The 18,280-nt window shown below is 32.9% G+C and carries 13 protein-coding genes and 4 tRNA genes; 10 read left to right on the top strand and 7 right to left on the bottom strand.

The features are described 5' to 3' along the window. Positions 1-199 precede the first annotated feature (199 nt). From T1L09_RS06725 to dinB, 3 genes are read right to left on the bottom strand one after another with little or no spacing between them, the layout of a single operon-like run. Positions 200-1,567: an exonuclease domain-containing protein gene (locus T1L09_RS06725; protein WP_322550187.1), complete on the bottom strand. Its 1,368-nt coding sequence runs from the start codon at positions 1,565-1,567 to the stop codon at positions 200-202. A 32-nt stretch (positions 1,568-1,599) separates the two neighbouring features. Next, positions 1,600-4,656, bottom strand: coding sequence for a DNA polymerase III subunit alpha (locus tag T1L09_RS06720; protein WP_322550186.1), 3,057 nt, complete (start codon positions 4,654-4,656; stop codon positions 1,600-1,602). A 19-nt stretch (positions 4,657-4,675) separates the two neighbouring features. Next, the gene (gene dinB / locus T1L09_RS06715; protein ID WP_322550185.1) at positions 4,676-5,857 is read right to left on the bottom strand and encodes a DNA polymerase IV; all 1,182 of its coding nucleotides are present in this window, start codon (positions 5,855-5,857) and stop codon (positions 4,676-4,678) included. Between the two features lie 93 nt (positions 5,858-5,950). Between dinB and T1L09_RS06710 the strand changes: the two genes are divergently transcribed. Beyond that, a complete protein-coding gene (locus T1L09_RS06710; RefSeq protein ID WP_322550184.1) occupies positions 5,951-6,724 on the top strand; it encodes an XRE family transcriptional regulator in 774 nt (257 codons plus the stop codon). 139 nt (positions 6,725-6,863) lie between these two features. Here T1L09_RS06710 and T1L09_RS06705 read toward each other — a convergent pair. The 3 genes from T1L09_RS06705 to T1L09_RS06695 form a co-directional block, all read right to left on the bottom strand. Then, positions 6,864-6,937: transfer RNA gene (locus T1L09_RS06705), tRNA-Arg, on the bottom strand. A gap of 14 nt (positions 6,938-6,951) precedes the next feature. Further along, positions 6,952-7,026: transfer RNA gene (locus tag T1L09_RS06700), tRNA-Pro, on the bottom strand. A 12-nt stretch (positions 7,027-7,038) separates the two neighbouring features. Next, positions 7,039-7,122 (bottom strand) — tRNA-Ser (locus tag T1L09_RS06695). 313 nt (positions 7,123-7,435) lie between these two features. On the opposite strand from T1L09_RS06695, the gene T1L09_RS06690 reads away from it, so the two are divergent. The 8 genes from T1L09_RS06690 to T1L09_RS06655 all read left to right on the top strand — a co-directional run bounded on the left by T1L09_RS06690 (position 7,436) and on the right by T1L09_RS06655 (position 13,952). Continuing rightward, positions 7,436-8,614, top strand: a complete 1,179-nt coding sequence (locus T1L09_RS06690) for an acetyl-CoA C-acyltransferase (RefSeq protein WP_322550183.1) — start codon at positions 7,436-7,438, stop codon at positions 8,612-8,614. Between the two features lie 85 nt (positions 8,615-8,699). After that, a complete protein-coding gene (locus T1L09_RS06685; protein ID WP_322550182.1) occupies positions 8,700-9,461 on the top strand; it encodes a C40 family peptidase in 762 nt (253 codons plus the stop codon). Between the two features lie 107 nt (positions 9,462-9,568). Further along, positions 9,569-11,122, top strand: coding sequence for a T9SS response regulator signal transducer PorX (gene porX / locus T1L09_RS06680; protein ID WP_322550181.1), 1,554 nt, complete (start codon positions 9,569-9,571; stop codon positions 11,120-11,122). A 26-nt stretch (positions 11,123-11,148) separates the two neighbouring features. Then, positions 11,149-11,562: a tRNA (adenosine(37)-N6)-threonylcarbamoyltransferase complex ATPase subunit type 1 TsaE gene (gene tsaE / locus T1L09_RS06675; protein ID WP_322550180.1), complete on the top strand. Its 414-nt coding sequence runs from the start codon at positions 11,149-11,151 to the stop codon at positions 11,560-11,562. Between the two features lie 106 nt (positions 11,563-11,668). Beyond that, positions 11,669-12,865, top strand: a complete 1,197-nt coding sequence (locus tag T1L09_RS06670) for an alanine dehydrogenase (protein WP_322550179.1) — start codon at positions 11,669-11,671, stop codon at positions 12,863-12,865. A gap of 139 nt (positions 12,866-13,004) precedes the next feature. Continuing rightward, on the top strand, positions 13,005-13,391 hold the full coding sequence (locus T1L09_RS06665) for a DUF4258 domain-containing protein (RefSeq protein ID WP_322550178.1): 387 nt from the start codon (positions 13,005-13,007) through the stop codon (positions 13,389-13,391). A 170-nt stretch (positions 13,392-13,561) separates the two neighbouring features. Continuing rightward, positions 13,562-13,639: transfer RNA gene (locus T1L09_RS06660), tRNA-Val, on the top strand. A 55-nt stretch (positions 13,640-13,694) separates the two neighbouring features. Continuing rightward, positions 13,695-13,952, top strand: coding sequence for a GIY-YIG nuclease family protein (locus tag T1L09_RS06655; RefSeq protein WP_322550177.1), 258 nt, complete (start codon positions 13,695-13,697; stop codon positions 13,950-13,952). A gap of 24 nt (positions 13,953-13,976) precedes the next feature. On the opposite strand, the gene T1L09_RS06650 is transcribed toward T1L09_RS06655, so the two are convergent. Next, positions 13,977-16,040, bottom strand: a complete 2,064-nt coding sequence (locus tag T1L09_RS06650; protein ID WP_322550176.1) for a M1 family metallopeptidase — start codon at positions 16,038-16,040, stop codon at positions 13,977-13,979. A gap of 117 nt (positions 16,041-16,157) precedes the next feature. Here T1L09_RS06650 and recG point away from each other — a divergent pair, with 117 nt between their 5' ends. Further along, on the top strand, positions 16,158-18,260 hold the full coding sequence (gene recG, locus T1L09_RS06645) for an ATP-dependent DNA helicase RecG (RefSeq protein ID WP_322550175.1): 2,103 nt from the start codon (positions 16,158-16,160) through the stop codon (positions 18,258-18,260). Positions 18,261-18,280: the final 20 nt, after the last annotated feature.

Here is an 18,280-nt window from a genome sequence, read left to right as displayed (position 1 = left end):
CATTATCGTTATTTTTACTATAAAAAAAAGGTAAATTTTAGATTGATAAAACTATAATTAGTAATCAATTCAGCAATTATTCAACTATTTTGTTACTTATTACTAGTTCATTTCAACTTTTATTTAATTTCAAATTTCATCTTAAAACGTCATTTTCAATGGGTATTTATTTACTATCTAATGCTAAATTTTTCAAAGGCTAACTGATTTGGCTAACTTTTTTTGGATATTTTAAAGCATAATTACTAATCAATTGCGATGTATAATTATTACTTTTGTAAGGTGTAAGGAAATTTTTTAAATCACTTAATTCAAAAATAGTTTCTGATTTTTCGATATAGCCCATTCCATAAAAATGACCTTTTTCAACCCATACGCAACTGTATTCTTCAAAAGTTCTGCCTTTGTCGATAATAGCAAAAGTGGGTCTTTTAGTAAGCCAATGATTTAAAGCTTCATCGATTTTAAAATTGTGTTCTGTTCTATCGGGCAATGGCAGTTCGTTTATGTGGTTGAAAAGTTCTCCATTATTTGGACTAGTGATTTTACAAAATCTAAAATCAATATCAAATTGTTTGGTTAGATTTTGAACTTCAGAAAATCCTTCATTTAAAGAATTAAACACTTCGATAGGTGTTTGAAATTTATTTATTTTGGTTACCGTTAAATATCGGTAGCCATTGATTGCTTCATATTCATACAATCCGAATTTAGGTTCAAATTTTTTCAAAGCTCTGTTATAAATTGGCCAAAGCTTCTTGATTTCATTACATTCCATAAGTAAAGCCATTAGTTCATTCCCGCAAACTTCAAATGATATTGCGTAAATATCTCTTAAAAAATGTTGTCTTTGTGCATTGATTTTATTACCTGTAAAATGCGATGCTACTCTTTTTTTAATATTTACGGCTTTGCCCACATAGATCACTTTTTTTTCTTGGTTATAAAAATAGTAAACTCCTGGTTTTTCTGGTAATTGTGCGAAATCTGACGCGGGTAAATTTGGGGGAAGCCTTTGATCTTTCGCATTTTTTTTAATCATTTGAGCAATTTCATCTTCTGTATCCCATGCCAAAAGTCGGGAAAATAAAATAGCGGTTGCTTCTGTGTCTCCTCCTGCTCTATGCTGATTTTCTAAAGGGATATCTAATGATTTACATAATTTACCGAGGCTATATGATTGAAAACCCGGTCTAATTTTTCGGGCCGCACGAACCGTACATAATTTTGAAGCTGTCCATTTGAAACCCGACTGTTCTAACTCGTGATGCACAAAACTATAATCAAAATTTACATTATGTGCCACAAAAATTCGATTGGAAAGCATCTCGAAAACTTTAGGAGCAATGTCATCAAATATAGGCGCATCGCGAACCATTTCATTATTTATTCCAGTCAATGCAAAAATAGGAAGTGGAATTTCTTTTTGCGGATTTACCAAGGTTTCCCATCGTTCTATTACTTCTATTCCGTTATGAATAAAGATTGCGATTTCGGTAATTCTGCTTGCTCTAGCATTACCTCCCGTGGTTTCTATATCTACTATGGCGTATTCTATATTTTTCATATTTTCGGTTATTCTACAATTAATTAGACGGTTTAATTTATCATCTTTTGACGTGGCAAATTGTATTCACTTTCCTGTGGATAAGGTGCTCTTTGTGTCATACTAACATCTTCTTTTATTTGATTTTGCGTATCATATTTTTTTTCATCCGTTGCTGCATAACGTGGATCTGGAATAAAAGGCATTTTACTCATTTTAGTAATAGTAATTGTAGGAAAATGATAATCAACTTCAACTTTACCTAATAATAAATAGCAACCACCACCTTTAAAAGGATAAGTTACCAAAGAATCTGCAAAGTGAGCCGTATCAAAAAATTCGCCATTGGCATCAATCCAAGTCCCAAAAAACATATCTCCTTTTTTTGTGGGCACATGTTTTCGGGCAATTAAATAAGCCAGCATTTTCACTTCTCTTTTATGGTATTTCGTTAGATCTTTTGCCATAACATCTCCTCGGTATTTTGTTTTCAATAAATCGAAAGGCGTCACAGAAACTGGAAAATCTAGGAATTCAATTTCATCAAAAGCATCTTCAAAAGGAGCCCGTTGTAAATGTGGCAATTGATATTCTCTTGCCGGTTCTTCAATTAAAAGCAAGTTGTTATTTAGAGGTTTATAATTAATCAGCAATAATCGTGCTTTTATTAGTAATTCGTTTTTTTCTTTACCTGTAAATCGAAATGCACCAATAAATATCAATACTTGTAAGGTTTCAATTCCGATAGCAATCCTATTTATAAAATTTTCTAAACTTAAATAGTCTCCGTTGCTATTTCTCTCTTTTACGATTTCATTTGCAACTTTTGTTTCTACACTTTTTAAATGTTGAAAGCCTAAAAAAATAGTTCTTCCGGCAACAGTAGTTTGGTTTTCACTTCTATTCACACAGGGATTATCAATTTTTGCACCAGACATTTTCGCTTCATGTACATATACTTCAGTTCTATAAAAACCGCCAAAATTATTGATAACTGCCGTCATAAATTCGATAGGATAATATGTTTTCAAATACAAACTTTGATAACTTTCAACGGCGTAAGATGCTGAATGTGATTTACAAAAAGAATAACCCGCAAAAGATTCTATTTGCCGATAAATCTCTTGACTTAACTGTTCTGGATGTCCTTTTTGTTTGCACGAATCGAAGAAATTGTCTTTTACTTTTTGCAAAGATGCTAAGGATCTCGATTTGCCACTCATTGCTCTGCGTAAAATATCGCCATCGGCAGCCGGAAGTCCGCCATAATGCAAAGCAATTTTAATTACATCTTCTTGATAGACCATAATTCCATAGGTTTCGCCTAAATGTTCTTTAAATACATCATGAAAATATTCGAATTTGTCAGGATGGTTGTGTCTGAAAATATATTCTTTCATCATACCTGATTGTGCTACACCAGGCCGAATTATTGAAGAGGCCGCCACAAGGACTTTATAATTATCACATTTTAATCGTCGTAATAAACCTCGCATTGCCGGACTTTCAATATAAAAACAACCAATAGTTTGGCCTTGACTTAATAATTCATTGCATTTATTTTCGTTTTTTGAAATGGAAGTGTCTTTAATATTTACGTCAATATTTTGATTTTTTTTGATTAATTTCACCGTATCATCAATATGACCAATACCTCTTTGGCTTAAAATATCGAATTTATCAAAGCCAATATTTTCTGCAATATGCATATCAAATTGGACAATTGGAAAACCTTTTGGTGGTAATTCTAACGCTGTAAAGTTGGTAATTGGTTCTTCTGAAATTATAATTCCACAAGAATGCATACTTCTTTGGTTGGGATATTTTTCTAACATTTTGCCATATTCTTGTATCATGACAACTAATTTATTCTTGTGAATGTTAGCGGGCTTATTTTTAGCCAATTCATCTAATTCTTCTTTTGGTAATCCAAACACTTTTCCAATTTCCCGATAAATGGAACGGTATTTAAATTCTACATTAGTCCCACAAAATGCCACATGATCTCTTCCGTATTTATTGAAAATATAAGTTAATATGATATCTCTTTCTCGCCAAGACCAATCTATATCAAAATCAGGCGGTGATTTCCGATTTATATTCAAAAATCTTTCAAAATATAAATCTAATTCTAGCGGACAAATGTCTGTTATTTTTAGACAATAAGCGATAATACTGTTTGCTCCGCTACCTCTTCCAATGTGTAAAAAACCTTGTTCTAAACTATAATTTACGATGTCCCAAGTTATTAAAAAATAACCGCTAAAATTTAATTCACTAATTACTTTTAGTTCTTTTTCAATTCTAGCGATAGCTTGTTTATTATCCTTTCCATATCTAAAAATCATTCCTTCATAAGCTAATCTTGCCAGTAATTTAATATCTTCTTCTTTACTGGAAGTATAGTTTTTTTTGTTTCGAGAAACAGTAAAATCAAAAGTGAAATTGCAATTTTCTGTAATATAATGCGTGTTTTTAATGATTTCTGGGTAATTTTCGAATTTTTTCAAAAGTTCTTCATTCGAAATCATTACTTCTGAAGTTTTACAATAATCGGATTCTTTCAACTTTGAACCTAAACAATTTAAATCGATTGCTCTTATTATTTTATGCAGATTAAATTCTTTTTTTGTCCGATAAGTAACCGATTGTAACACTACCATTTTATAAATTCTTTCTTTCAATAAAGGATTGTATAATTGTGGTAATTGGTCGAAATGTATACCAATAAACTCATTAGACTTCAGGAATTCTGGATAATTTTCAAGTGGATAAATTATAAAAACATCATTAAAAACCGGTGCTTCAGTCGGAAGTATTATTTTTTCGAGATTATGTGCTGTTAAAAACCGATTCATCTCGGCTAAACCCTTTTCGTTTTTAGCTAAACCAATGTACAATTGTTTGTTGTCATTTCTAAAGTCAATCCCCACTAAAGGTTTAATACTTGCTTTTTCGCAATTTTTCATGAAATCGTAAATTCCAGTTATGGTATTGATATCCGTTAAAGCCATCTCTTTAAGTTGTAAAGCATATGCTTGTTCCACCAATTCGTTTAATGGAATGGTGCCGTAACGCAACGAATGATAAGAGTGACAGTTTAAATGCATTTTGTTTAGTAGTACTTTATTATTGACTTTTTCTAACTCGTAATTGTTCTTCTACTTTTGATTTAAAACAGTTCCCTCCTCTTGTTACTGCTTCAAATCCATATCTGTTTTTGATGGAATCCATTGCTTGGTATAATGCCATCATTTCTTCTGTATCTTCAAACATATTCATTTGGTACGTTCCTCTTACAAGTCCTGTAAATGAAACGCCTATCAATCGAATACGCATTCTTCTGGTGTATAGTTTATTGAATAATTCTAAAGCTAATTTTCCCAATACGTGGTCGCAGGAAGTGTATGCCGTTTTTCTTTGCGTATTTTCCGTATCAAAATTGGAATACCTAATTTTAATAGCTATTGTTGACACTAGCCATTGTTCTGATCTAGCTTGATAAGCTAATTTTTCAACCATTGTTAAGATCATAGTCGCTATTTCTTTTACGGCGATTGTATCTTGAAGATAAGTATGTTCGGTAGAAAGCGATTTTCTATCTTTATAAGGCATTACTGGCGTATTGTCTATTCCATTTGCTTTCTTCCACAGTTCCACACCATTTTTGCCTATCATACTTTGCAAAACTTCTGCCGGAGTTTCTGCTAATTTTTCAATATTTCGAATGCCAATTCTTGATAATAAATTAAAGGTTACTTCGCCAATCATCGGGATTTTTCGAATAGATAATGGATTTAAAAAGTGTTTTACATTGTTTTCTACAATTTGCAGATTTCCATTGGGTTTACCTTCACCTGTAGCAATTTTAGAAACCGTTTTGTTAACCGATAAAGCAAAACTTATAGGCAAACCTGTTTCTTTAGTAATGGTGTGCGAAAGTTCATTGGTCCATTTATAACAACCGTAGAATTTATCCATTCCTGTAATATCTAAATAGAATTCGTCGATACTTGCTTTTTCAACTACTGGAGAATTCTCTTCTACAATTTGGGTGACTTCATTGGATTTTTTTGAGAAAAATTCCATATCGCCTTTTACCACTTTTGCTTGCGGACAAAGTTGCATTGCCATTCTGATAGGCATTGCAGAACGCACCCCAAAATAACGTGCTTCATAGGAACAAGAAGCAACCACACCTCTTTCGCCTCCACCTACAATAAGTGGAATTCCATTTAATTGGGGATTTTCCAATCTAACACAGGAGACAAAAAAGGTATCTAAATCCATATGAACAATTGCACGTGACATAGCGATTATGGGTAATTAAAATTATTTTACAAAAGTAGGCTATTGAATCCCTTAATTCTGTACATTTGTAGTGACTCTAAATCACTTTAACATATGCTTTATATTTCTGACAATTTAAAATGGCTTCGAAACAAACTCAATTTGACTCAATTGGAAGCTGCGCATGGAATGAAGTTTGGTGTGGACCAATATAAAAAATATGAATATGGAAAAAATGTACCACCAGCAGAATCCTTATTAGTAATTTCTAGATTTTATCACATTAGTATAGACTTACTTTTAACTGTTGATTTGAGTAAAGTCGCGATTGATAATTTATTAAAATTAGAGGATAATCGAATTGTATTGCCTATTGTTATTAACAAAGAAGGTGAGAATTTAATTGAGATTGTTACACATAAAGCAAAAGCAGGTTATGCAGCTGGTGGTTATGCCGATTTCACTTTTATTTCTGAATTAGATCATATTCATTTGCCTTGGTTAAATAAAAACGAAAAGTATAGAACCTTTCCTATCGATGGAGATTCTATGCCACCACATAATAGTAAATCTTATATCATTGGTAAATATATTGAAAAAATTGACGATGTAATTGACGGTAAAACATATGTTGTAATCACCACTAATAGAGAAATGGTTTATAAACGCTTGAATAAAAATGGTACTGATAGTTTTGCCTTTAATTCTGATAATACATTCTATAATTCATTTAATGTTAAATTTTCAGAAATAGCAGAAATTTGGGAATATGTTGGCAGCGTTGAGCGTGAAAATTTTAAACCTCAAACTTATGATGTTGCTGCTTTAGAAGAAATTATCAGAAGACTTCAAACTGATATGAATGTTATTAAAGATAAGTTATCGTAGATATTATACAGTTCTACTAGTAATTTTTAGTATCCTATTTTTTTTTCCACAAGTTTTAAGTCTAAATTTAGTATTTACAAAATAAATTTCAAAACCTATTAAAACCAAAAAAACCACTGCATTTGCAGTGGTTTCTGTGTGATCGCGCCAGGATTCGAACCTGGGACCTACTCATTAGAAGTGAGTTGCTCTATCCAGCTGAGCTACGCAACCATTATTTATTTTCGTCGGGGTGGCAGGATTCGAACCTGCGACCTCCTGGTCCCAAACCAGGCGCGATGACCGGGCTACGCTACACCCCGAAAATAAAAAAGCGGAGAGACAGGGACTCGAACCCTGGCGACAGTCACCCGTCGACAGATTAGCAATCTGCTCCGTTACCACTCCGGCACCTCTCCTTTTTATCTCATCAAAAACCTAACGTTTTTGCGGTTGCAAATGTAACATTACATTCCTTATTATGCAAGTAATAGTACACTTATTTTGTTTATTTTTTTCAAATATCTTTAAAGAGGCTTATTTTCAATACGATACCAAATATTAATTTTCAAATTAATTTGAAACATTATAACACTTCTTCTAAAATAATCATCAATAACTAGAATTTAAAATTTTAATTGTGAACACAAATTTATAAGAATTACATAAAAACCCTAATCAAAATTAGAATAAAATTAGTAAATTCGCAACTCAAATTAAAATATTAGTATTATGAATAAGAGAGTAGTTATAGTTTCTGCTGTAAGAACGCCAATTGGAAGTTTTATGGGTGCTTTATCAAGCGTACCTGCTACAAAATTAGGAGCTGCTGCCATCAAAGGCGCTTTAAATAAAATTAATCTAGATCCGAAATTAGTTGATGAAGTATTAATGGGGAACGTAGTACAGGCTGGAAACGGTCAGGCTCCGGCTAGACAAGCTGCTTTATACGCTGGTTTATCTGAAAATGTTTCTTGTACAACTATCAATAAAGTTTGTGCTAGTGGAATGAAAGCAGTGATGCAAGGTGCACAAGCTATTATGGCTGGTGATGCTGAAATCGTAGTTGCTGGTGGTATGGAAAATATGAGTTTGATTCCACATTACGTTCATTTAAGAAATGGTGTGAAATTTGGTCCAACATCTTTAGTAGACGGAATGCAAAAAGACGGACTAACGGATGCTTACGACAATAATGCAATGGGTGTTTGCGCGGATTTATGTGCAACAGAATATAATTTTTCAAGAGAAGATCAAGATAATTTTGCAATTCAATCTTACAAACGTTCATCAGACGCTTGGGATGCTGGAAAATTTGATGCAGAAATCGTACCTGTGGAAGTACCACAAAGAAGAGGCGACGCTATTATAGTTTCTAAAGATGAAGAATATACTAATGTAAAATTAGATAAAATCCCTTCATTAGCAGCTGTTTTTACAAAAGACGGAACTGTCACTGCAGCAAATGCTTCAACAATTAATGACGGTGCTGCTGCATTAGTGTTAATGAGTGAAGAAAAAGCAAAATCTTTAGGATTAACTCCTTTAGCTTACATTAAATCATACGCAGATGCAGCTCAAGAACCAAAATGGTTTACGACATCACCTGCAAAAGCATTACCAAAAGCATTAGCAAAAGCTGGTTTATCAGTTGGTGATGTAGATTTCTTTGAATTTAACGAAGCTTTCGCAGTAGTTGGTTTAGCAAATGCTAAAATTTTAGAAATAGATGATTCTAAAATCAACGTAAACGGAGGTGCTGTTTCATTAGGTCATCCACTTGGATGTTCTGGTGCACGAATTATCGTAACATTAATTAATGTTTTAAATCAAAACAATGCTAAAATTGGTGCGGCTGCTATTTGTAATGGTGGTGGTGGTGCTTCAGCAATTGTGATTGAAAGAGCGTAATTTATAATTTTTACTAATGATGAATTTTGAATTTTAATTACATTTGTAAGGAATTCATTATTCATCATTTTTTATGTATCCCTTTATGTTTGGAATTTGTAATTTAGCCATTATACCTTTAAGAGCAGAAGCTAGCGATAAAAGCGAGCAAGTTTCCCAATTGTTATTTGGGGAACATTTCAAAATTATTGAAGCTACTGCAAAATGGTCGCAAATAGAATTAGCATTTGATGGCTATATCGGATGGATTGACAACAAACAGTTTCAGTCAATTTCCGAAGAACAGTATTTGTTTTTAGCAGATTCCCCAATTGTTTTAAATGCTGATTTAATTGAATATATTTCTACACCAAACAATCATTTACTTCCAATTCCACTTGGCTCTTCCCTATCTTTCTTAGAAAATGAAGAAATAAATACCAGAAAATTTAGTTTTGATGGAATGAAGGTTTGTGGTGCTAAGCCAAAATCAGATTTAGTTAAAACAGCCTTTATGTATTTGAACGCTCCTTATTTATGGGGAGGAAAATCGCCTTTTGGTATTGATTGTTCTGGGTTTACCCAAATGGTCTACAAATTAAACGGCCATCACCTACTTCGAGATGCATCGCAACAAGCTACTCAAGGTGAAGCTTTAAGTTTTATTGAAGAAAGTGAACCAGGAGATTTGGCCTTTTTTGATAATGACGAAGGAAATATCGTTCACGTAGGCATTATGATGGAAGATAATTACATCATTCACGCTTCAGGACAAGTTCGAATTGACCGTTTAGATCACTTAGGAATTTACAACGCGGACACCAACCGACATACGCACAAATTACGTGTTATTAAAAAAATAATTTAATCCTGATACTTTCAGGATTTTTTTGTGGGAATGTTGAAAAATTTTATACTAATTTTAATACATACGCCGTTTAATAAATACTAACTTGCACACAAATAATGTAAAAAATGAGCCAAATAAAAATACTTTGGGTTGATGATGAAATTGACTTATTAAAACCACATATTCTTTTTTTAGAAAAGAAAAATTACCACGTAACTACTTGCAATAACGGACAAGACGCCATCGATTTGTTTGATACTGAAAACTTCGATATTGTACTTTTAGACGAAAATATGCCCGGTTTGAGTGGTTTAGAAACTTTAGCCGAAATAAAAGAAAAGAAATCTTCCGTTCCTGTAATTATGATTACGAAAAGTGAAGAAGAATATATAATGGAAGAAGCAATTGGTTCTAAAATTGCCGATTATTTGATTAAACCTGTAAATCCAAATCAGATTTTATTGAGTTTGAAGAAAAACTTAGACCATTCGCGTTTAGTATCTGAAAAAACAACTTTAGATTATCAGAAGGAATTTAGAAAAATTGCAATGGATATGTCTATGGTTCGCACTTATGAAGAATGGGTGGAATTGTATAAAAAACTGGTCTTCTGGGAACTAAAACTAGAAAATATTGAAGACCAAAGTATGGTGGAGATTTTGGAAAGTCAAAAAGCCGAAGCCAATATGCAATTTGGGAAGTTTATCGAACGTAATTATGAAGATTGGTTTCAACCAAAAGCAGATAAACCGATTCTTTCACACGAAATTTTTGGCGAATTAGTAGCTCCTGAAATCCGTAAAAAAGACAAACCAATTCTTTTTATTGTAATTGATAATTTACGTTATGATCAATGGAAAGCGTTCGAAGGCATTGTGAACAATCACTATAAATTAGAAAAAGAAGTTAGTTATTTCTCGATTTTACCAACGGCAACTCAATATGCAAGAAACGCTATATTTTCAGGACTTTTACCCGCAGATATGGAAAAGAAATTTCCGCAATATTGGAAAAATGATCCCGAAGAAGGTGGAAAGAACTTATACGAAGGCGAATTCCTTACCGAACAATTAAAACGTTTGGGTTTAAACATCAAACAAGAATATTATAAAATTACCAATTTTAATTCGGGAAAAAAATTAGCTGATAATTTTAAATCCTTGAAAAATAATGATTTAACAACGATAGTTTACAATTTCGTAGACATGCTTTCGCACGCAAAAACCGAAATGGATGTAGTAAAAGAATTAGCATCAAACGACAAAGCATATCGCTCATTAACAGCGAGTTGGTTTAAGAATTCGCCTTTATTGGATATGATTCAACAAGCACAACAAATGGGTTTTAGATTGATTATTACGACAGATCACGGAACTATTAATTGTAAAAATCCTTCAAAAGTTATTGGCGATAAAAATACAAGTTTGAATCTTCGCTATAAAACAGGTAGAAGTTTAACGTATGAAGACAAAGATGTTTACGCCGTAAAAGATCCGAAGAAAATCGGATTACCTACTTTAAATATGAGTAGTTCTTTTATTTTTGCGAAAAACGATTTATTTTTGGCCTATGTAAATAACTACAATCATTATGTGAGTTATTACCGAAATACCTACCAACACGGAGGAATTTCCTTGGAAGAAATGGTAATTCCGTTTTTAGTTTTTGAACCGAGATAAAAGTATTCAGTAAATTAGAGTGTTATATGACAATAGTTTTTTCATTAGACGAAATAACAAAGGTTGCTAAACAAATCATCGCAACGCCTTCTTTAAAAAAAATAATTACATTCCACGCTGAAATGGGTGCTGGAAAAACCACTTTAATTAAAGAATTGGTGAAGCAATTAGGTGTAAAAGATAATTCGAGTAGTCCCACTTTTTCGTTGGTCAACGAATATCGAACTTTAGATGATCAAGTTGTTTATCATTTCGATTTATACCGATTAAATTCGGAAGAAGAAGGATACGATATGGGATTAGACGAATATTTTTATTCCGATAATTGGTGTTTTATAGAATGGCCCGAAAAAACGCCAAATCTAATTCCAATTGACCACGGAGTAATTTCAATCAAAGTTTTACCCGATGGAAAGCGAGAATTGACTTTAAAAAATTAATAAAAACACAAAGAGAATAGAATTTTACACCTTCTATTCTCTTTTTTCTTTGTTCTGTTTTTTCATCCCAAAAATAGTAGTAATTTAGTTGCTCAAAAAACACACAATGTCTATATATAGTCCATTTTCTGCCTCTCAATTACTTCCACAAGAAGAAAAGCTTGAAGTAGCACGACATAAAAGCGAATTGTTTATAGGAATTCCAAAAGAAACCTGTTATCAAGAACGTCGCATTTGCTTAACACCTGATGCTGTTTCGGCTTTAACTTCGCACGGACATCGCGTAATGTTGGAAGCCGGAGCCGGACTAAGTTCTAGTTATTCAGACAAAGAATATAGTGATAATGGTGCCGAAATTACAAACGATACCAAAAAAGTATTAGGTTGCCCAATGATTTTAAAAGTGGAACCTCCTACTTTGGAAGAAATTGAAATGATGAATCCCAAAACCATCGTAATTTCGGCCATTCAATTAAAAACACAGAAAAAAGAATATTTTGAAGCCTTAGCTAAAAAGAAAATTACGGCTTTAGCTTTTGAATTCATAAAAGACGAAGACGGCACTTATCCAGCAGTAAAATCTTTATCTGAAATTGCGGGAACGGCTTCCATTTTAATCGCTTCTGAATTGATGATTGGTGATAATGTTGGAAAAGGATTGTTATTTGGAAATATAACGGGAGTTCCGCCTACAAAAGTTGTGATCATCGGAGCCGGAACAGTTGCAGAATATGCCGCAAGAACCGCTTTAGGATTAGGAGCAACTGTAGAAGTTTTTGATAATTCCATTACGAAATTACGTCGTTTACAAAATACTTTAAACCAACGCATTTTTACGTCGACCATTCAAGAAAAGTCACTTTTAAAAGCTTTACGTCGTTGTGATGTTGCAATTGGTGCTATGAAAGGAAAGAATCGTGCTCCCATTATTGTGACCGAAACAATGGTGGAACATATGAAAAAAGGAGCTGTAATTGTCGATGTTAGCATCGATACGGGCGGTTGTTTTGAAAGTTCTGAAGTAACTACACACGAAAATCCAACCTTCATTAAAAACAACGTAATTCATTATTGCGTTCCAAATATTCCTTCGCGTTATTCAAAAACCGCTTCAATGTCGATTAGTAATATAATTTCCCCTTTCCTATTGCAAATTGCAGACGACGGCGGAATTGAAAGTGCTATTCGTTGCGATAAAGGACTAAAAAATGGAATTTACAGCTACCACGGCTTATTAACCAATAAATCAATTGCCGATTGGTTTAATTTGGATTACCGAGATATTAATTTAATTGTTTTTTAGAACTTTTTACTAAACAGCTTCTTTACAATTTGGAAATAAATTAAATATAATTGTAGCCGTATTAATTGTATAAATAATCATTTTAAAATCTAAGTGCAATCCATTAAATTTATAGTAAATTTGCACAAATTATAATTTTATGAAATTTCAGTTTCGTTTGGCTTATTATATGTTTGGCTTGTTTTTAGGAGGCGTATTTGTCATCTGGTTTTTAAAATCAAAAGCGACCGACAAAGGTGTAGAATTCTGTTATTTTCCAAATTGCAGAGTTTTAAAAGATTTAAGAAGTAAATCTTTGGAAATTGATTCCTTGGCTCAGCGTTCAATAGATCAAAAAATAGTCAATATGGACGATGTACGCAATAGTTTACGTTATGGCGATGTAGATTTTGATAAGAGTAATAAAGATTATCGCAAAGGTAAAATTTACATTATTGAAGGTAAAACTGCTAGTAATGAAGAAATTACTATTACAATGGTCAATTACAGTAATAAAGTTCTTTTAGAAAAGGTAGAAAAAAAATAATATTTTATTTAAAAACACTTGCAGAAACAAAAAATCATCCTATATTTGCACTCGCAATACGGAAGTAAAGCAATTTATTAGGGCGATTAGCTCAGCTGGTTCAGAGCATCTCGATTCTATCGGGAGGGTTGGGGAAACAAACCTCAATAACCAAAACAAATAAAATATTGGGGCGATTAGCTCAGCTGGTTCAGAGCACCTCGTTTACACCGAGGGGGTCGGGGGTTCGAACCCCTCATCGCCCACCAAAATTTAAAATCCTACTTTATGTAGGATTTTTTTATACGCCTAATTTAAATTTATATGCACTATTTCGTTTACATTCTTCACAGTCTAACAAAGGACAAATTCTATATTGGATATACTTCAGATCTAAAAGAGCGTATTATTCGTCACAATCAAAAAAGTAAAGGTTTTACGGGCTCAACTAATGATTGGGAACTCAAATATTACGAAAATTTTGATAATAAAAATGACGCCATTAATCGTGAGAAACAGATTAAGAGTTGGAAAAGCAAAATAAAAATAATGGAATTGATAAAGACTTTTTCCGTTCACTAATCATAATAATAATTTAAAATTTCCCTACTCATTCAAAAACCTCAAATACAACTCTTTTAAATCTCCTGTCGTTTTGTTTGCCAATTGAGTAACTATTCTTCTATATTCTGCATTTTTAAGCAATTTTCTGATAGCTTCTCTTCCAAACTTGGTAAACTGCCATTTATGATGTGTTGTGGTTTGAAATAATAACGCAATTACTTTTTCATCATTTGGATTCAGTTGTAATAATAACTCCAAAGCATTTTGTCTAACGGAGCTCTCGTAGTTCATAGTAGCAAAATCTAATAATTTTTCATAGCATTCCAATTGAGTTTGTGCTAAAATATTTTCGGTATTCATTGCTAAAGCCAACCAGGTTAACTTGAAGCTTTTGTCATTATTTCCTTCAATTGCTTTAGTTAGTTCCAAATAATTTAAACGCTCCTCAGGGAAATTTCGCCATAAATTACCTAAAGCTATTTCTTTAGTTTTATACGAAGCATCATTTAATAAGGTTTCGTATTGCATTTTAAAATCTGCAGGAATCACTTTTACAGTTTCAGCCACAGCTTGTCTCACTTGTACCGAATTAGTATTCATTGCAACTTCTAACAACGCTTTTCGCTCATCAAAAGGTAAATTTTGAGTTTGGTATATAATGTATTCCTTTATTGGAAAATAAGCTGATGAATTCAATATTTCTATCAATTCTCCCATTGTTTTTTTGGTTTTTCTCACTTGCTGAAATTCCGCAATAAACTTATTTTTATCCAGATATTTTTGTGCTAATGCTGTTTCAAATCCTGACTGTTCCAACCAAACCTTCTTAAAATTAGCCACGTCATAACCGGAAACTTGTTTTACAATTTTCAAGAAATCATCGGTATTCACATTTTTATATTGGTATTTCTTCAAATACTTTTTTACTGCTTTTTGAAATTTTTCCGGACCAATATCTTCTCGCATTACGTGCAAAGCCCAAGCTCCTTTTTTGTAAAACGTTAACGAACCTGCATTTTCATTTAGCACCGGAATTGTGTCGGTCTTTGCAACACGCTTTAATTGTTCGGCGTAGGTGTTCAATTCATCATAAAAATAATCATCTCCAAACAAATGGCGCTCGGCTAATAATGCATAATATGTAGCAAAACCTTCTTGCAACCAATGATGTTTACTTGATTCTGCCGTAACTAAATCACCAAACCATTGATGTGCTAATTCGTGAGCATTCACATTGATGTAATTTCTATCATTGAAACCAATGGAATCTACCACAAAATCTTGTGCGAAAATGGTAGAAGTCGTATTTTCCATTCCAGCATATAAAAAATCACGAACAGGAACTTGTCGGTAAATATGCCAAGGATACTTCACTCCTATTTCTTGTTCCAAATAATCAAAAATTTGTCTCGAATAGCGAAATGTTGGTTCAAATTTATCGACATCACTTTTATCAATATAAAACTCTAAAGGTGTTCCCGATTTTGATAATTCCAATTGTTTTTCGAAATTACCAATTGCCAACATAACCAAATAAGACGACATCGGTTTTTGCATCTGATAATGCCATTGTTTTGTACCTTCTTTTGTATTTGTACTAATTCGGTTTAAAGAGCCGTTTGCTAATGTTTGAAAATTATTATTGAATTCAACCGAAAGATTAAAAATCACTTTTTCATTCACATCATCAAAACTTGGCAACCAATAACTCGTATATTTTCCTTGTCCTTGGGTCCAAATTTGCAAATTTTCACCTGCTCCCGTAAAATATAAAGTCTGTTTAGGCTTGGCCGAATAATTAAATGAAACGATGTTTTTTCCTTTCTTAAAGCCTTCAAACAAATCTAAAGTTTTACCCGAATTTTTAAAGTTGACCAATTTCCCGTTAATAAACAATTCAGAAAATTGCATATTAATTGCATCAATTTTAATAGTATCAATCGCTTTTTTTACTTTAAATTCATAGCTTATACTTCCCAAAATCGATTTTTCGAAGGCATTTGGAAGTACCAAAGCATCACATTTTATAAAATCAACTTTACTAGTTTGTTGTGCAAAAGCGGTTAATCCGAAAACACTAATAAAAAGGAAACGAAACATTTTCATACATTCTAATTTATGATACGAATATAAGCAATTTCAAGTGGTGACATTTCTAAATTAACATTTTATAAACTATCTTCGCTTGACAATATACATTATACGATTTACAATTTACAAACCTTGAACTTACTCGAAACTCCCATAGAATACCTCAAAGGCGTTGGTCCACAACGTGGCGATTTATTACGCAAAGAATTAGGGATTTTCAAATATAGCGATTTACTCAATTTATATCCCAACCGATATATCGATCGAACGCGTTATTATAAAGTAAATGAATTACAAAATAATAATTCAGAAGTACAAATTGTTGGTAAAGTAGTCAACATCAAAACATTAGAACAAGCCAAAGGAAGAGGCCGATTAGTAGCAACTTTTGTAGACGATACAGGTCAAATGGAATTGGTTTGGTTTCAAGGCCAAAAATGGGTACGCGAAAGTTTAAAAATCAATACGGTTTATGTGATTTTTGGAAAAGTGAGTCAATTTGGAGCTACTTTTAATATGGCTCATCCCGAAATGGAACTTTTAGAAGAGCATAAAGCAAGTCTTCGTTCTGCAATGCAACCGGTTTATCCAAGTACGGAAAAGCTATCCAACAGAGGAATTACCAACAAAGTGGTCAATAAAATGATGCAACAATTGTTTCTGGAAACCCAAAATTTATTTCAAGAAACAATTCCCAATTATTTACTAGACGAGTTAAAATTGATCCCAAAAAGTGAAGCCTTATTCAATGTTCATTTTCCAAAAAGTCAAGATTTACTAGCCAAAGCCCAATTCCGGTTGAAGTTTGAAGAATTATTTTTCATCCAACTGCAATTAATCACCAAAAACCTCATTCGAAAGCATAAAATCAAAGGAATGCCTTTTGAAAAAGTAGGCAATTATTTTACAGATTTCTACAATAATCATTTGCCTTTCGATTTGACAAATGCTCAAAAAAGAGTGCTAAAAGAAATCAGAAATGATTTGGGAAGTAACGCTCAAATGAATCGTTTACTACAAGGTGATGTGGGTTCAGGAAAAACAATTGTAGCCTTGATGTGCATGCTTTTGGCTAAAGATAATGGCTTTCAGAGTTGCTTGATGGCTCCGACCGAAATTCTTGCCAATCAACATTTTATCGGGATTTCAGAATTAGCTAGTGAAATGGATATCACTATAAAAATACTCACGGGTTCAACTAAAACTTCAGAACGAAAAATTATACACGAAGCTTTAGAAAATGGTTCACTAGACATTTTAATTGGAACACACGCATTACTTGAAGACAAGGTGAAATTTCAAAATTTAGGCTTAGCAATTATTGATGAGCAACATCGATTTGGAGTGGAACAAAGAAGTAAATTGTGGAAGAAAAATGTAATTCCACCTCACGTTTTAGTGATGACTGCTACTCCTATTCCTCGAACTTTAGCGATGAGTTTGTATGGTGATTTGGATATTTCAGTGATTGACGAATTGCCACCTGGAAGAAAACCAATTCAAACCGTGCATCGTTTTGATAGCAATCGTTTGAAAGTTTGGAAATTTATAAAAGATGAAATTGCAAAAGGCCGTCAAATTTATATCGTGTACCCGTTAATTCAAGAATCCGAAAAAATGGATTATAAAGATTTGATGGATGGTTATGAAGGTATTTCTAGAGATTTTCCATTACCACACTATGCGATTTCAATTGTACACGGAAAAATGAAACCAGCAGAAAAAGAAGCTGAAATGCAACGCTTCTCAGCAGGAAAAACGAATATAATGGTGGCAACAACTGTGATTGAAGTTGGTGTGAATATTCCAAACGCATCCGTAATGATAATTGAAAGTGCTGAACGATTTGGATTGTCGCAGTTACACCAATTACGAGGTCGTGTGGGTCGTGGTGCCGAACAGAGTTATTGTATTTTGATGACAAGTCACAAATTAAGTAATGACAGTAAGATCCGAATGGAGACAATGGTTCGAACAAATGACGGCTTTGAGATTTCGGAAGTCGATTTAAAATTACGTGGTCCTGGGGATTTAATGGGAAAACAACAAAGTGGCGTATTAAATCTTCAAATTGCTGATTTAGTCCGTGATAAAGATATCTTGCAAATGGCTCGTCATCACGCGATAAAATTACTGAAAGACGACGCTCCAATGGAAAAACCAGAACACGCTAAATTGCGAGTTGCCTTCATCGAAATCAGCAAAAAGAAAACCATTTGGAATTATATTAGTTGATATTGAAATTTCTAACAGCA

It is taken from the genome of Flavobacterium psychraquaticum, assembly GCF_034497725.1.
In the GTDB taxonomy this organism is placed as follows: domain Bacteria; phylum Bacteroidota; class Bacteroidia; order Flavobacteriales; family Flavobacteriaceae; genus Flavobacterium; species Flavobacterium psychraquaticum.
Note: the sequence above shows the minus strand (reverse complement) of the source record. Positions and strands in the feature narration are given on the sequence as shown.

Excerpts from the sequence above, each read along its gene's own strand:
- porX (WP_322550181.1), top strand. The coding sequence starts at position 9,569 with ATGAGCCAAATAAAAATACTTTGGGTTGATGATGAAATTGACTTATTA.
- tsaE (WP_322550180.1), top strand. The coding sequence starts at position 11,149 with ATGACAATAGTTTTTTCATTAGACGAAATAACAAAGGTTGCTAAACAA.
- T1L09_RS06670 (WP_322550179.1), top strand. The coding sequence starts at position 11,669 with ATGTCTATATATAGTCCATTTTCTGCCTCTCAATTACTTCCACAAGAA.
- T1L09_RS06685 (WP_322550182.1), top strand. The coding sequence starts at position 8,700 with ATGTTTGGAATTTGTAATTTAGCCATTATACCTTTAAGAGCAGAAGCT.
- T1L09_RS06690 (WP_322550183.1), top strand. The coding sequence starts at position 7,436 with ATGAATAAGAGAGTAGTTATAGTTTCTGCTGTAAGAACGCCAATTGGA.
- T1L09_RS06710 (WP_322550184.1), top strand. The coding sequence starts at position 5,951 with ATGCTTTATATTTCTGACAATTTAAAATGGCTTCGAAACAAACTCAAT.
- T1L09_RS06720 (WP_322550186.1), bottom strand. The coding sequence starts at position 4,656 with ATGCATTTAAACTGTCACTCTTATCATTCGTTGCGTTACGGCACCATT.
- T1L09_RS06650 (WP_322550176.1), bottom strand. The coding sequence starts at position 16,040 with ATGAAAATGTTTCGTTTCCTTTTTATTAGTGTTTTCGGATTAACCGCT.
- T1L09_RS06665 (WP_322550178.1), top strand. The coding sequence starts at position 13,005 with ATGAAATTTCAGTTTCGTTTGGCTTATTATATGTTTGGCTTGTTTTTA.
- T1L09_RS06725 (WP_322550187.1), bottom strand. The coding sequence starts at position 1,567 with ATGAAAAATATAGAATACGCCATAGTAGATATAGAAACCACGGGAGGT.
- T1L09_RS06655 (WP_322550177.1), top strand. The coding sequence starts at position 13,695 with ATGCACTATTTCGTTTACATTCTTCACAGTCTAACAAAGGACAAATTC.
- dinB (WP_322550185.1), bottom strand. The coding sequence starts at position 5,857 with ATGTCACGTGCAATTGTTCATATGGATTTAGATACCTTTTTTGTCTCC.